The sequence below is a fragment of the Streptomyces sp. WM4235 genome (genome assembly GCF_001279725.1).
Lineage (GTDB): Bacteria > Actinomycetota > Actinomycetes > Streptomycetales > Streptomycetaceae > Streptomyces.
Genome location: NZ_LGDE01000013.1, coordinates 19,315 through 33,299, shown reverse-complemented (window position 1 = coordinate 33,299; position 13,985 = coordinate 19,315). Strand labels below are relative to the sequence as shown.

Genomic DNA, 13,985 nt, shown 5'->3' with positions numbered 1-13,985 from the left:
GGTTGCCCACAGAGGTTGACACCCTACGGGCCGTCGTCTCACCATTGAAGAGGACGAACCGAACGATCGGTCGGTCGGGTGACCGGCGGCCGGCCGACAAACTCTGACAGGGAGCCCGCAATGGTCACAGTGACCCCGGAGTCCGGGCAGGACGAAGCCCTGGGGACCGACCTCGGGGCACAGCTGGCGGCTGCCTTCGACGCCGCCGTGGCGGCGGACGAGCGAGTGGAGCCGCGCGACTGGATGCCCGACGAGTACCGCGCCTCCCTGGTCCGCCAGATGGCCCAGCACGCGCATTCCGAGATCATCGGCATGCAGCCCGAGGCCAACTGGATCACCCGCGCGCCCTCGCTCCGCCGCAAGGCGATCCTGATGGCCAAGGTCCAGGACGAGGCCGGCCACGGCCTGTACCTGTACAGCGCCGCGGAAACCCTCGGCACCAGCCGCGACGAACTCCTCGACAAGCTCCACTCGGGCAAGCAGAAGTATTCGTCGATCTTCAACTACCCCACCCTGACCTGGGCCGACGTCGGCGCGATCGGCTGGCTCGTGGACGGCGCGGCCATCACCAACCAGGTTCCGATCTGCCGCTGCTCCTACGGCCCGTACGCCCGCGCCATGGTCCGGATCTGCAAGGAGGAGTCCTTCCACCAGCGCCAGGGCTTCGAGCTGCTGATGGCGCTCTCGAAGGGCACCGAGGAGCAGCACGCGATGGCGCAGGACGCCGTCGACCGCTGGTGGTGGCCCTCGCTCATGATGTTCGGCCCGCCGGACGACGAGTCGGCGCACTCCGCGCAGTCCATGGCCTGGCGGATCAAGCGGCACTCCAATGACGAGCTGCGCCGGCGCTTCGTGGACATCGCCGTGCCGCAGGCCGAGGCGCTGGGCCTGACGCTGCCCGACCCGGACATCAAGTGGAACGAGGAGAGCGGACACCACGACTTCGGCGCCATCGACTGGGCCGAGTTCTGGGACGTCCTCAAGGGCAACGGCCCCTGCAACGAGGAACGCCTCACGCGCCGCCGCACGGCCCACGAGGAAGGCGCCTGGGTCCGCGACGCGGCCGCGGCGTACGCCGAGAAGCAAGCGAGCAAGGCAAGCACCGAAAGCGAGGCACGGGTATGACGCAGAACTGGCCCCTGTGGGAGGTGTTCGTGCGCTCACGCCGCGGCCTCTCGCACACGCACGCCGGAAGTCTCCACGCACCGGACGCGGAGATGGCCCTGCGCAACGCCCGTGACCTGTACACGCGGCGCAACGAGGGCGTCTCGATCTGGGTGGTGCCCTCCACCGGGATCACCGCCTCGTCCCCCGACGAGCGCGACCCGTTCTTCGCCCCGTCCGCGGACAAGCCGTACCGGCACCCCACCTTCTACGAGATCCCCGAGGGGGTGCGTCACCTGTGACCGGCATCGACACCACGACCGAGACCAGCCCCGCCACGCTCCGCGCCGCCACCCTCGCCCTCGGCGACGACGCGCTGATCCTGTCCCACCGCCTCGGCGAGTGGGCGGGCGACGCCCCCGTCCTGGAGGAGGAGGTCGCCCTCGCCAACATCGCCCTCGACCTGCTCGGACAGGCCCGCGTCCTGCTCTCCATGGCCGGGGACGAGGACGAGCTGGCGTTCCTGCGCGACGAGCGGTCCTTCCGCAACCTCCAGCTGGTCGAGCAGCCGAACGGCGACTTCGCCCACACCATCGCCCGCCAGCTGTACTTCTCCTTCCACCAGCACGAGCTGTACACGGTGCTGGCCGCGGGCGACGGCCCGTTCGCCCCGCTGGCGGCCAAGGCCGTCAAGGAGACCGCCTACCACCGCGACCACGCCGAGCAGTGGACGCTGCGGCTCGGTGACGGCACCGAGGAGAGCCGCGCCCGGATGCTGACCGCGCTGACCGCGCTGTGGCGGTACACCGGCGAGATGTTCCGGCCGATCGACGGGCTCGACGGCGTGGACTGGCAGGCCCTGGAGCAGCGTTGGCTGGCCGCCGTGGGCGCCGTGCTGGAGCGGGCCGGGCTCACCCTGCCCGAGGGCCGCCGCACGGGCGCCTGGGCCGCCGGCGCCGGCCGCGAGGGACTGCACACCGAGTCGTTCGGGCGGATGCTCGCGGAAATGCAGCACCTGCACCGCAGCCACCCCGGAGCGTCGTGGTGACCACCGGCACGGGAATGACCCGGCTGGAGACCGAGCTGGCCGACCTGGCCGGGTCGGTCCCCGACCCGGAGCTGCCCGTCCTCAGCCTCGCCGAGCTCGGCGTCATGCGCGGCGTCCGGATGCACGCCGACGGGCACGTCGAGGTCACCCTCACCCCGACCTACACCGGCTGCCCGGCCATCGAGGCCATGTCCGACGACATCCGGCGGATCCTGACCGACCACGGCATACCGGAGGTCCGGGTGCGCACGGTCCTGGCCCCCGCCTGGTCGACCGACGACATCAGCGCCGAAGGGCGCCGCAAGCTGGCCGAGTTCGGCATCGCCCCGCCCCGCCCCCATTCCGCCGGCGGGCCGGTCCCGCTCACCCTGTCGGTCCGCTGCCCCCACTGCGGATCGACCGACACCGAGCTGCTCAGCCGGTTCTCCTCCACCGCGTGCAAGGCACTGCGCCGCTGTGTCACCTGCCGCGAACCGTTCGACCACTTCAAGGAGCTCTAGATGGCCGTGTCCCCGCCGTCGCCCACACCGGTGTCCGCGCGCCCCGCACGACACGGCGCGTTCCACTCCTTGACGGTGGCGGCGGTCGACCGGCTCACCGACGACTCGGTGGCGCTGACCCTGAGCGTGCCTCAGGAGTTGCGGGCCGAGTACATCCACGCCCCCGGCCAGCACCTCACCCTGCGCCGGCGCGGCCCCGAGGGGACGGAGGTCCGCCGTACGTACTCGATCTGCTCGCCCGCGCCCGGCGCCGCCGGTCCCGCGCTGCTGCGGGTCGGGGTGCGACTGGTGGAGGGCGGGGAGTTCTCCACCTTCGCGCACAAGGAGATCGCCGCCGGCGACGTGCTCGACGTGATGGTCCCCGCCGGGCGGTTCGTGCTGGACCCGGCCGCCGCGCCGGCCGCCGCGCACTACGCGGCGATCGTCGGCGGCAGCGGCATCACCCCGGTGCTGTCGATCGCCGCCTCGCTGCTGTCGGCCCGGACCGACGCCCGTTTCTGCCTGGTGCGCAGTGACCGTACGGCCGCCTCGACGATGTTCCTGGAGGAGGTCGCGGACCTCAAGGACCGCTACCCGGACCGCTTCCAGCTGGTGACCGTCCTGTCCCGCGAGGAGCAGGAGGCCGGTCTGCCGTCCGGCCGGCTGGACGAGGAACGCCTGACGACTCTGCTGCCCGCACTGCTGCCGGTGGCCGAGGTGACCGGCTGGTTCCTGTGCGGCCCCTACGGCCTGGTACAGGGCGCGGAACGAGCCCTGGGCGCGCTGGGCGTCGGCCGGACCCGGGTGCACGAGGAGATCTTCCACGTCGAGGACACCGCCGCGTCGGCCCCGGTCCGTTCCGCGACCGCCGCCCACGGCCGTGTCACGGCACGGCTCGACGGCCGCTCGGGCACCTGGCCGGTCGAGGACGGCGAGTCCCTGTTGGACGCGGTGCTGCGCAACCGCGCGGACGCCCCGTACGCGTGCAAGGGCGGAGTGTGCGGAACCTGCCGGGCGTTCCTGGTCTCGGGCGAGGTCCGGATGGACCGCAACTTCGCGCTGGAGACGGAGGAGACGGAGGCCGGCTTCGTCCTGGCATGCCAGTCGCACGCGGTGACGGAGGAAGTGGAGATCGACTTCGACCGCTGACCGACCACCTCCTCCTGTGCACGGCCGTGCACTCTCCAAGGCCACACATTTCCAAGGCTGTGCATTTCCAGGAACGTGTTCTATCTTGACGCTCCGTCAGACCTGAACGGGATCCGGTGCACGCGGGAGGACAGGCAGTGGACTTCACCTTCACCGAGGAACAGCAGGCGGCCGTCGAGGCGGCGAGGGCCGTGTTCGCGGACGTCACCCCCGACGGCGTGCCCAGTCCCGCGCTCTCGCCCGGGGCCGTGGCCGACGACTTCGACCGTCCCCTGTGGGCCAGGCTCGCCGGATCCGACCTGCTGAGCCTGGTCCTCGCCGAGGAACACGGCGGGGCGGGGCTCGACGCCATCGCCCTGTGCCTGGTGCTCCGCGAGGCGGCGAAGGTGCTGGCCCGGGTGCCGCTGCTGGAGCACTGCGCCACCGCGATGGTCGTCCAGACCCACGGCAGCCCCGAGTTGGCGGCGGCCCTGCTGCCCGGCGCCGGTCGGGGCGAGATCGTCCTCACCGCCGCCGCGCACGGTCGTACCGGCCACGATCCCGCCGAACTCGCCGTCTCCGCCCAGCGGGACGGCGCGCACTGGGTCCTGGACGGGGTGCAGACCTCCGTCGCCTGGGGGCACAACGCCGACTGGATCGCCGTCCCGGCCCACGCCGGGGAGGGCGAGGCCGTGCTCGCGCTGGTGCCGCGCACCGGAGCGGGGGTGACCCTCGCGGACCAGTACTCCACGAGCGGGGAGCGGCTCGCCGAGCTCTCGCTCGACGGCGTACGGGTGCCCGCCACGCACCTCCTCGACGCCCCCGACGCCTGGGACGGGCTCCGCCGGCTGCTGACCACCGGCACGTGCGCGCTCGCGCTCGGGCTGGGGGAGGCCGTGCTCACGATGACCAGCCAGTACACCGGCAAGCGCGAACAGTTCGGCTTCCCCATCGCCACTTTCCAGGCCGTGGCCGTCCAGGCGGCCGATCGCTACATCGACCTGCGGGCCATGGAGGTGACCCTCTGGCAGGCCGCCTGGCGGCTCGAATCGGCGACGGCCGGCGCGGGCGGCCCGCTGCCGATCGCCGGCGACGTCGCGGTGGCCAAGATCTGGGCCTCGGAGGGCGTACGCCGGGTCGTGCAGACCGCCCAGCACCTGCACGGAGGCTTCGGCGCCGACACCGAGTACCCGCTGCACCGCTACCACGCCTGGGCCAAGCAGCTGGAACTCCAGTTGGGCCCGGCCGCGGCGCACGAGGAGGCCCTGGGCGACCTGCTGGCCGCCCATCCCCTCACCTGAGCGAACCCCGGGGTGCGACCCCCGCGGAGCGGACTACAGGGCTACAGGACTACAGCACGAAGGCCGGGTTCCCGTTGTCCGTCACCATCGGGCGCCCGGCGCCGTCCCAGGCCTGCATGCCGCCGTCGATGTTCACGGCGTCGATGCCCTGGCGCACCAGGTACTGGGTGACCTGCGCGGAGCGCCCGCCGACCCGGCACATCACGTGCACCCGACCGCCGTCCTCGACGGCCTCGGTCAGCTCGCCGAAGCGGGCGACGAAGTCGCTCATCGGGATGTGCAGCGCACCCTCGACATGTCCGGCCGCCCATTCGTCGTCCTCACGGACGTCCAGGACAAAGCCTTCGGAGGGCACCGCGGCGGCGTCCACCGAGGGAAGCGGTCCGAAGTTCATAGCTGTCGCCTTCTCTCGTCACGAATCAGGCTGCCAACCTATCCGACCGCCCACCGACGCCCCAGCCACCCGACGCCGCCCCACCTGTGCGCGAGGCGCCTCCCGGCGCACCGCGCCGCCGCACTACCCGGCCAGTTCGGCGAGTTCCGACTCGCGCTCGGACACCCGCTCCAGCAGCTGCTCGGCGATCTCCTCCAGCAGCCGGTCCGGGCCCTCCGGCGCCATCCGCAGCATCGAACCGATCGCGCTGTCCTCCAGCTCCCGCGCCACCGCCGCCAGCAGTTCCTTGCGCGCCGCCAGCCACTCCAGCCGTGCGTACAGCTCCTCGCTCTCGCTCGGCCTGGCGGCCTCCGGCACGGGGCCCGCCGCCCACTCCTCGGCCAGCTCGCGCAGCGCCTGTTCGTCGCCCCGTCCGTAGGCCGCGTTGACCCGCACGATGAAGGCGTCGCGTCGCTCCCGCTCGGTCTCGTCCGGCGCGAGGTCGGGGTGTGCCTTGCGGACCAGCTCGCGGTAGAGCTTGCGCACCTCTTCCGACGGCCGCACCCGCTCCGGCGGCCGCACGGACCGCTCGGTGAGCATGGCGGACGCGTCGTCGGACATCCCGTCCGAGTCCAGCCAGTCGTTGAACAGCTCGTCGACACCGGGCATCGGCATCACCAGGGCGCGTGCCTCGTGCGCCCGCCGCAGATCCTCCGGGTCACCGCTGCGCGCCGCCTTCGCCTCCGCGATCAACGCGTCCAGCTCGTCGAGACGCGAGTACATCGGCCCGAGCTTCTGGTGGTGCAGGCGGGAGAAGTTCTCGACCTCCACCCGGAAGGTCTCCACCGCGATCTCGAACTCGATGAGCGCCTGCTCGGCCGCCCGTACGGCCCGGTCCAGCCGTGCCTCGGGCCGCTCCTCACCGCCCCCGGCGGCTTCACCGGCACCGCCGACACCACCGCCGTCACCGACACCACCGGCATCGGAGCCACCGGCATGACCGGACTCACCGGCCCCACCGGCGACACCGGCGTCGACCGCGTCGGTGGACGCGACGGGCTCTTCGGGAACTGTCTGGTCGCTCTGCTCGGTCTGCTCGCTCACCCGGCCACCCTAAGGCCGGTCCGGCCGGTCCGGTCGGGCCGATGTTTCACGTGAAACACTCAGACCCCGGCCTCGGCCGCGATCCGCCCGTTGCGCACGGCCGCCACCAGGACCTCGTGATCGGCCTCGCTGCGGTCCGCGTAGGCCACCGCGAAGTCGGCCATCGCCTCGTCCAGCTCCTCGTTCTTGCCGCAGTACCCGGCCAGCAGTCGGGGATCGACGCTGTGCGCGTGCGCCCGGGCCAGCAGCGCCCCGGTCATCCGGCCGTAGTCGTCGAGCTGGTCCACGGCCAGCGCCGCCGGGTCCACGCTGCCCTTGCGGTTGCGGAACTGGCGCACCTGGAACGGCCGCCCCTCCACCGTGGTCCACCCCAGCAGGATGTCCGAGACCACCTGCATCCGCTTCTGCCCGGCCACCACCCGCCGCCCGTCGTGCTCCTCCGGCGCCGCGTGGAAGCCCAGCGCGGGCAGGTGGGGAAGCAGTACCGAGGGCCGGGCCTCCTTCACCTGGAGGACCAGCGGCTCTCCCCGGTGGTCCAGCAGCAGCACCACGTACGAGCGCGTTCCCACGCTTCCGGTCCCGACCACGCGGAAAGCCACGTCGTGGATCGCGTACCGGGCCAGCAGCGGCAGCCGGTCCCCCTGGAGGGTGTGCAGGTACGGGCCGAGCGAGGCCGCCACGGCCGCGGCCTCGGCGTCGCCGACCCGGCGCAGCACGGGCAGCGCGTCCACGAAGCGGCGCCGTCCATCGGTCCCGACCTCCGTCGACCGGGCGGCGAACCGGGCCGAGGTGTTGTTCCGGGCCTTCTCCGAGACCCGCTCCAACGTGCCGAGCAGATCACGGGCGTCGGCGTGCGAGACCAGTTCCTCGTCGGCGATGGCGTTCCAGGCGTCCAACGCCGGCAACTTGGCCAGCAGCCGCAGGGTCCGGCGGTACGCGCCCACCGCGTCCAGGGCCGCGGCCCGGCAGGTGTCCTCGTCGGCCCCGGCCACCCGCCCCGCCAGCACCAGCGAGGTCGCGAGCCGCTTGACGTCCCACTCCCACGGACCGAACTCGGTCTCGTCGAAGTCGTTCAGGTCGATGACCAGTCGCCCGCGCGCGTCCCCGTAGAGGCCGAAGTTCGCCGCGTGCGCGTCACCGCAGATCTGAGCGCCTATGCCGGTCACCGGACCGCCGGACAGGTCGTGCGCCATGAGTCCGGCCGACCCGCGCAGGAACGCGAAGGGGTTGGCGGCCATCCGGCCCACCCGTATCGGCGTCAGCTCGGCGACCCGGCCCACGTTGGACTCCTCGACGGCCCGCACGGCGTCGGGCCGGTCGGTCGGGGGCTCGAACCGCGCGTGCGCCGCGCGCGGCACCCGCAGCCTCAGCGCCTTGCCGGCCTCTTTGGGGGAGCCCCCCTCGACGCGGGGGGCGAACCCCTGCACCACCGGGATCCGCCCGCCGTCCGTCACGTCAGCCGCTCTCTCGCGCTGCCCCGGTACCGTCGCCATGCCTGCCGCCCCCACCCGTAACGTCGTACTCGGCCCACATCATCGATCGATGCGGGCCCCGACCGTATCTACAGGCCCGCGTCCCTGGCCAGCAGGGCCGCCTGCACCCGGTTCTCGCACTCCAGCTTGGCCAGGATCCGGCTGACGTAGGTCTTCACCGTGGCCTCGCTCATGTGCAGTCGGCGCCCGGCCTCCGCGTTGGACAGTCCCTCGCCGAGCAAGGCCAGCACCCCGCGTTCCCGCTCGCTCAGCCCGGCCACGCGACGGCGGGCCTCCTCGCCCCGCCCGGTGGACCGCCCGGAGGCCAGCTGGTCCACCACGTGCCGGGTCGCCGCGGGCGAGAGGTAGGCGTCGCCGGCCGCCGCGGCCCGCACCGCGCCGATCAGTTCACCCGGCGCGGAGTCCTTCAGCAGGAACCCGGCGCCGCCCTCGCCCAGCGCGCGCAGGACGTTCTCCCGCTCGCCGAAGGTGGTGAGGATCAGGGCCCGTACCTCGGGCACGGCGCGGCCCAGTTCACCCAGTGCCGTCAGCCCGTCCATGACCGGCATCTGGATGTCGAGCAGCATCACGTCCGGGTGGTGTGCCCGGGCCAGTTCCACCGCCTCCCGACCGTTGGCCGCCTCCGCCACGACCTCGATGTCCGCCGCCGAGGTCAGGATCATCCTTATGCCCGCCCGGATCAGCGGCTCGTCGTCGGCGATCACGACGCGGATCACTCTGGGTGTCACCCGTGCTCCTACTGCTTGACCTCGTACGTCTGTTTGTCGACGAGCTTCCCGTCCTTGAAGCAGAACCGGTAAACCGTATCGGTGTTCAGCCGCGTCTCCTCCGAGGAGAGCAGCGCCACGCAGTCCGTGCCGGCCGGCTGCGCCGGTCCCTTCCCGTCCAGGCCCGACGTCAGGATGCTGTCGCCGTCGGGCAGCCGCCCGCGGACCGCGTCCTCGGCCTCGCCCACGTGCGTCGAGTCGTACTCCGACTCGCTGATCATGGCGTTGTTCGCGGATCCCACCAGCAGGGCCACCCCCGCCCCGATCACGATGACCAGCAGGATCACCGCGGCGACCGCGATGCCGCAGCCCAACGCGACCCCGCCGGTACGGCTGCGGACCGCCAACTCCCGGTCGACGGCCGCCCAGTCCATCGGCGGTGCGCCCTTGAGCCCCATCGCCTGCGTCTGCTGTCCGAAGTCGTCGGCCACGTCCTCGACCGTCCCGGCCGGTTCCGCGCCGTACGGCAGCACACCCGCCACCCGGAACCCGCCGCCCTCGGCGGCCCCCGCGTGGACCATGCCGCCGACCAGCCGGGCCCGCTCGCGCAGCCCCGTAAGCCCCTGCCCGCCGGACACCACCTCGCCGGCACCCGGGCCCTCCGCGGGACCGTTGGCGATCTCCACCACCAGGGAGTCGTCCTCGTACCGCAGTTCCACCGTGATCCGCGCCCCCGGCGCGTGCTTGTAGGCGTTGGTCAGCGCCTCCTGCGCGATCCGGTACGCCGCGTGGTCGCAGGCCGCCACCAGCGGCCGCTGCCGCCCCGAGACGGTCAGCCGGACGTCGGTACCCGCGGTCCGCGCCGCCTCCACGATCCCGGCGATCCCGGCCACCCCCCGGGCGGCGGGCTGCGACGCCTCCTCGACGGGGACGGGTGCCTCGACCCCGTCCCGCAGGATCCCGACCACCTCGCGGAGTTCGTGCATCGCGGCCACCGAGGCGTGCCGCAGCACTCCCACCGCCTCGCGCTGCCGGTCGGTGAGTTTCGGGTCCACCTCAAGGGCGCCGGTGTGCACCGAGATCAGCGCCAGTTGGTGGCCCAGACTGTCGTGCATGTCCTGCGCGATGCGCTGCCGTTCCCGCAGTCGGGCCTGCCCGGCGACCATCGCCCGCTCGCGCATCAGCTGTCCGTTGCGTTCCTGGAGGGCGCGCAGCAACGTACGGCGCTGGGACCAGTACCGACTGGCGAGACCCGGCATGACGGTGACGGCCAGGAACATCAGCGTGGAGAAAACGATCGTCAGCAGGAGCCGCGTGTGCGACCACTCGGCCACCACACTGAAGCCGACCTCGGCGACGAAGGCGGCGGTGAAGGCCCCCAGGGCCCGACCGACGTCCTCGACCCGGCGCCCCGCCGACCAGCCCAGCAGGGCCGTGATCAGGAACGTTCCGGGCAGGAAGGGCGACACCGCCGCACCCACGATCAGCGTGGTCGCGGGCAGCCGCCGGCGCAGCAGCGTCAGCGCCACCACGACCAGGACGCCGGCCCACATCCGCAGCGGGGTGCCGTTGTCGAGTTCCTCGATCCCCAGGCCGAGCAGGGCGATCACACCGGCCAGCGCCAGGTCCCCCGCCACCATCCGACGGGACCAGGGCTCCGGCCCCCTCAGCCAGTCCCACCCCGCGCGCGTCCCCGCCGTCGTTTCCACGCGCCCGACCCTAGACACCCGCACGCGTCGCCCGCCGCCCACTTTCGTCGCACCCCACCCGACGAAAGTCTGACGACGGCGGGAAGACCCGGAGAGAGCGCCGTCACACATCGACTTCCGGACACGACGAAAGAACCCCCACTCCGGATCTCTCCGGAGTGGGGGTTCTCTCAATTCAAGCCGAGTGGTTCGAGAACCACTCGAAGTGGGCGAGGGGGGATTTGAACCCCCACGTCCCGAAGGACACTGGCACCTGAAGCCAGCGCGTCTGCCGTTCCGCCACTCGCCCGAGCGGCTACCAGTGGATCTTCCCTTTCGGGCCGTTCCCCTGGCGACGTCGAAAGATTAGCACGCCAGACAGGGTGGAATCACATCCCTTTTCCCGCTCCCCCCACCTCACCCTCGACAGCCCCTCCCGCACTCCCGTCCCGGTGCGGGACACTGTCCCTTGAGCGCCCCTACGATCGCTTGTGAGGACCAACACTCCTCGGCACGAGGCCGAAGGGGAACCAGCCGAATCCGCCACGCGTGGATACGATCAGTAAGCAGTACAGGGCGACAACGACGGAGGAGGTGCCCCATGGGAGTCCTGAAGCGGTTCGAGCAGCGACTCGAAGGTCTGGTGAACGGCACCTTCGCCAAGGTGTTCAAGTCCGAGGTCCAGCCGGTGGAGATCGCCGGCGCCCTCCAGCGGGAGTGCGACAACAACGCCACCATCTGGAACCGCGAGCGGACCGTCGTACCCAACGACTTCATCGTGGAACTCAGCGCCGGCGACTACGACCGCCTGAGTCCCTACTCCGGTCAGCTCGGCGACGAGCTCGCGGGCCTCGTCCGCGACTACGCCAAGCAGCAGCGCTACAGCTTCATGGGACCGATCAAGGTCCACCTGGAGAAGGCCGACGACCTCGACACGGGCCTCTACCGCGTCCGAAGCCGTACGCTCGCCTCCAGCACCTCCCAGTCAGGCGGCGGCCCCCTGGGGCAGGCCCCGGCTCCCGACAGCCCGCAGGGCGGATACGGGTACCCCCCGGTCGCCGCCCCGCCCATGCCCAGCGCCCCGCCCCCCGGCGGACCCGGCGCCCGCAGGACCGCCCCCGGCGGCCCCGGCGGAGCGGCTCCCATGACTTCCGGCGGCGGCACCACGCGCCGCTGGATCGAGATCAACGGCACCCGCCATCAGATCTCGCGCGGCACGCTCGTACTCGGCCGAAGCACCGAGGCCGATGTGCGGATCGACGACCCCGGCGTTTCCCGCCGGCACTGTGAGATCCGGACCGGAACGCCCCCGACGATCCAGGATCTGGGGTCCACCAACGGCATCGTGGTGGACGGGCAGCACACCACCCGCGCTACGCTCCGCGACGGCTCGCGGATCGTCGTGGGCAGCACCACCATCATTTATCGGCAAGCCGAAGGGTGAAGCGGGGGCAATGTCAGAGCTGACCCTGACGGTCATGCGGTTGGGTTTCCTGGCCGTTTTGTGGCTGTTCGTCATCGTGGCCGTCCAGGTCATTCGCAGCGACCTCTTCGGAACGCGAGTCACGCAACGCGGCTCGCGCCGGGGCGGCGCCAACAGCGCTCCGCAACAGGCGGGGCGGCAATCCGCGCCACCACAGCAGCGCCAGCGGCGGGGTGCGCCGACCAAGCTGGTCGTCTCGGAGGGCACCCTCACGGGCACCACCGTGGCCCTCGCCGGGCAGACGATCACGCTGGGCCGCGCCCACGACTCCACGATCGTGCTGGACGACGACTACGCGTCGAGCCGTCATGCCAGGATCTACCCGGATCGTGACGGCCAGTGGATCGTCGAGGATCTCGGGTCCACCAACGGCACGTATCTCGACCGGACCCGGCTGACCACCCCGACGCCCATCCCGCCGGGCGCCCCGATCCGCATCGGCAAGACCGTCATCGAGCTGCGGAAGTAGTACGAGAATGAGCGAGCGGAGCGAGCGAGCCGCGGCGGTCCGTCCCACCGGGGACTGCGACCGGAGCGCGCTCCCGACCGGAGGGTGGGCAGTGTGGCTCGAGACCGGTTGTACCCGGAGGCATCGTCGACAGGGCAGGTGCGCATGAGTCTGTCCCTACGGTTCGCCGCCGGATCGCACAAGGGCATGATCCGCGAGGGGAACGAGGACTCCGGCTACGCCGGTCCCCGTCTCCTCGCCATCGCCGACGGCATGGGCGGCCAGGCCGCCGGTGAGGTCGCGAGCTCCGAGGTGATCTCCACACTCGTGCAGCTCGACGACGACGTCCCGGGCTCCGACATCCTCACCGCGCTCAGCGTGGCCGTGCAGCGCGCCAACGACCAGTTGCGCGTCATGGTCGAGGAGGACCCCCAGCTCGAAGGCATGGGCACCACGCTCACCGCCCTGCTGTGGACCGGTCAGCGACTCGGCCTCGTGCACGTCGGCGACTCGCGCGCCTACCTGCTCCGCGACGGCGTCCTCACCCAGATCACCCAGGACCACACCTGGGTGCAACGGCTCGTCGACGAGGGCCGGATCACCGAAGAGGAAGCCACCACGCACCCGCAGCGCTCGCTGCTGATGCGTGCGCTCGGCAGCGGCGACATCGTCGAACCCGATCTGTCGATCCGCGAGGTCCGCGCCGGCGACCGCTACCTCATCTGCTCCGACGGGCTCTCCGGCGTGGTCTCCCACCAGACCCTGGAAGAGACCCTCGCCGACTACCACGGCCCCCACGAGACCGTGCAGGCGCTGATCCAACTCGCCTTGCGCGGCGGCGGACCCGACAACATCACCTGCATCGTCGCCGACGTCCTCGACACCGACAGCGGCGACACCCTGGCCGCCCAGATCAACGACAGCCCGGTCGTCGTGGGCGCGGTCGCCGAGAACCAGCACCAGCTGTTCGACGGCAACGCCATGCAGACCCCGGCCGGCCGCGCCTCCGGGCTCGGCCGCCAGGCCTCCCCGCCCGCGGGTTCCTTCGGCCCTCCCGGCAGCGGTGAGGCCACCGGTTACGGCTACCCCGACCAGAACCAGGACCCGGGCCAGGGCGGCGGCGCGTACGGCGGCTTCGGCGAACCCGACGCCTACGACGCCGAAGAGGACACGTACGACCACCCGCGCAGACGTCGCGGCAAAGGGCGCAAGTGGACCGTGCGCACGCTGCTCCTGCTGCTCGTGGCCGGGCTCGTCGGCGGCGGCGTGTACGCCGGCCACCGGTGGACGCAGACCCAGTTCTACGTGGGCGTCAAGGACGAGCACGTCGCGCTGTACCGCGGCATCAACCAGAACCTCGCGTGGATCCACCTCTCGAAGGTCGAGGCGGATCACCCCGACATCGAACTCAAGTACCTGCCGCCCTTCAAGCGCAAGCAGGTCGAGGCCACCATCAGCGAGGACAGCCTCGACGGAGCACGTCAGAAGATCGACGAGCTCACCGCGCAGGTGTCCGCCTGCAAGAAGGACGAAGCCCGCCGCGCCGCCGAGGCGAAGCCCAGCACGACACCCGGCCCCAGCCTGACTGCCGCCGAGCAGCAACTGGCCGGCCAGTGCGAAAAGCAGTAG

14 protein-coding genes and 1 tRNA gene are annotated in these 13,985 nt (G+C 71.8%); 9 read left to right on the top strand and 6 right to left on the bottom strand.

Annotated features, from left to right (window positions below; translation table 11 throughout):
* The first annotated feature begins 120 nt into the window (after positions 1-120).
* From paaA to ADK55_RS02605, 6 genes are all read left to right on the top strand, one after another.
* Positions 121-1,125: a 1,2-phenylacetyl-CoA epoxidase subunit PaaA gene (paaA, locus tag ADK55_RS02630; protein ID WP_078998388.1), complete on the top strand. Its 1,005-nt coding sequence runs from the start codon at positions 121-123 to the stop codon at positions 1,123-1,125.
* On the top strand, positions 1,122-1,406 hold the full coding sequence (gene paaB, locus ADK55_RS02625; RefSeq protein WP_053675581.1) for a 1,2-phenylacetyl-CoA epoxidase subunit PaaB: 285 nt from the start codon (positions 1,122-1,124) through the stop codon (positions 1,404-1,406). The genes paaA and paaB overlap by 4 nt, the downstream gene beginning before the upstream one ends.
* A complete protein-coding gene (gene paaC, locus ADK55_RS02620; protein WP_234349865.1) occupies positions 1,403-2,152 on the top strand; it encodes a 1,2-phenylacetyl-CoA epoxidase subunit PaaC in 750 nt (249 codons plus the stop codon). The genes paaB and paaC overlap by 4 nt, the downstream gene beginning before the upstream one ends.
* Positions 2,153-2,166: 14 nt before the next feature.
* The gene (gene paaD, locus ADK55_RS02615; RefSeq protein WP_053675750.1) at positions 2,167-2,652 is read left to right on the top strand and encodes a 1,2-phenylacetyl-CoA epoxidase subunit PaaD; all 486 of its coding nucleotides are present in this window, start codon (positions 2,167-2,169) and stop codon (positions 2,650-2,652) included.
* Positions 2,653-3,780: a 2Fe-2S iron-sulfur cluster-binding protein gene (locus ADK55_RS02610; RefSeq protein ID WP_053675579.1), complete on the top strand. Its 1,128-nt coding sequence runs from the start codon at positions 2,653-2,655 to the stop codon at positions 3,778-3,780.
* Between the two features lie 137 nt (positions 3,781-3,917).
* Positions 3,918-5,060, top strand: coding sequence for an acyl-CoA dehydrogenase family protein (locus tag ADK55_RS02605; RefSeq protein WP_053675577.1), 1,143 nt, complete (start codon positions 3,918-3,920; stop codon positions 5,058-5,060).
* A gap of 49 nt (positions 5,061-5,109) precedes the next feature.
* On the opposite strand, the gene ADK55_RS02600 is transcribed toward ADK55_RS02605, so the two are convergent.
* From ADK55_RS02600 to ADK55_RS02575, 6 genes are all read right to left on the bottom strand, one after another.
* The gene (locus ADK55_RS02600) at positions 5,110-5,454 is read right to left on the bottom strand and encodes a rhodanese-like domain-containing protein (protein ID WP_053675575.1); all 345 of its coding nucleotides are present in this window, start codon (positions 5,452-5,454) and stop codon (positions 5,110-5,112) included.
* Between the two features lie 123 nt (positions 5,455-5,577).
* Positions 5,578-6,537: a hypothetical protein gene (locus tag ADK55_RS02595; RefSeq protein ID WP_078998386.1), complete on the bottom strand. Its 960-nt coding sequence runs from the start codon at positions 6,535-6,537 to the stop codon at positions 5,578-5,580.
* Between the two features lie 59 nt (positions 6,538-6,596).
* Positions 6,597-8,030: a DUF2252 domain-containing protein gene (locus ADK55_RS02590; protein ID WP_078998384.1), complete on the bottom strand. Its 1,434-nt coding sequence runs from the start codon at positions 8,028-8,030 to the stop codon at positions 6,597-6,599.
* Positions 8,031-8,098: 68 nt separating this feature from the next.
* A complete protein-coding gene (locus ADK55_RS02585; RefSeq protein WP_053675573.1) occupies positions 8,099-8,758 on the bottom strand; it encodes a response regulator in 660 nt (219 codons plus the stop codon).
* Positions 8,759-8,766: 8 nt separating this feature from the next.
* Positions 8,767-10,377, bottom strand: a complete 1,611-nt coding sequence (locus ADK55_RS02580; RefSeq protein WP_053675571.1) for a sensor histidine kinase — start codon at positions 10,375-10,377, stop codon at positions 8,767-8,769.
* A 275-nt stretch (positions 10,378-10,652) separates the two neighbouring features.
* Positions 10,653-10,735, bottom strand: a tRNA-Leu gene (locus tag ADK55_RS02575).
* Between the two features lie 291 nt (positions 10,736-11,026).
* On the opposite strand from ADK55_RS02575, the gene ADK55_RS02570 reads away from it, so the two are divergent.
* From ADK55_RS02570 to ADK55_RS02560, 3 genes are all read left to right on the top strand, one after another.
* A complete protein-coding gene (locus ADK55_RS02570; RefSeq protein ID WP_053675569.1) occupies positions 11,027-11,869 on the top strand; it encodes an FhaA domain-containing protein in 843 nt (280 codons plus the stop codon).
* Positions 11,870-11,879: 10 nt separating this feature from the next.
* Positions 11,880-12,377 carry an FHA domain-containing protein FhaB/FipA gene (locus ADK55_RS02565; protein ID WP_053675567.1) on the top strand — a complete coding sequence of 166 codons (498 nt, stop codon included), beginning with the start codon at positions 11,880-11,882 and terminating at the stop codon, positions 12,375-12,377.
* A gap of 144 nt (positions 12,378-12,521) precedes the next feature.
* On the top strand, positions 12,522-13,985 hold the full coding sequence (locus ADK55_RS02560; protein ID WP_053675565.1) for a PP2C family protein-serine/threonine phosphatase: 1,464 nt from the start codon (positions 12,522-12,524) through the stop codon (positions 13,983-13,985).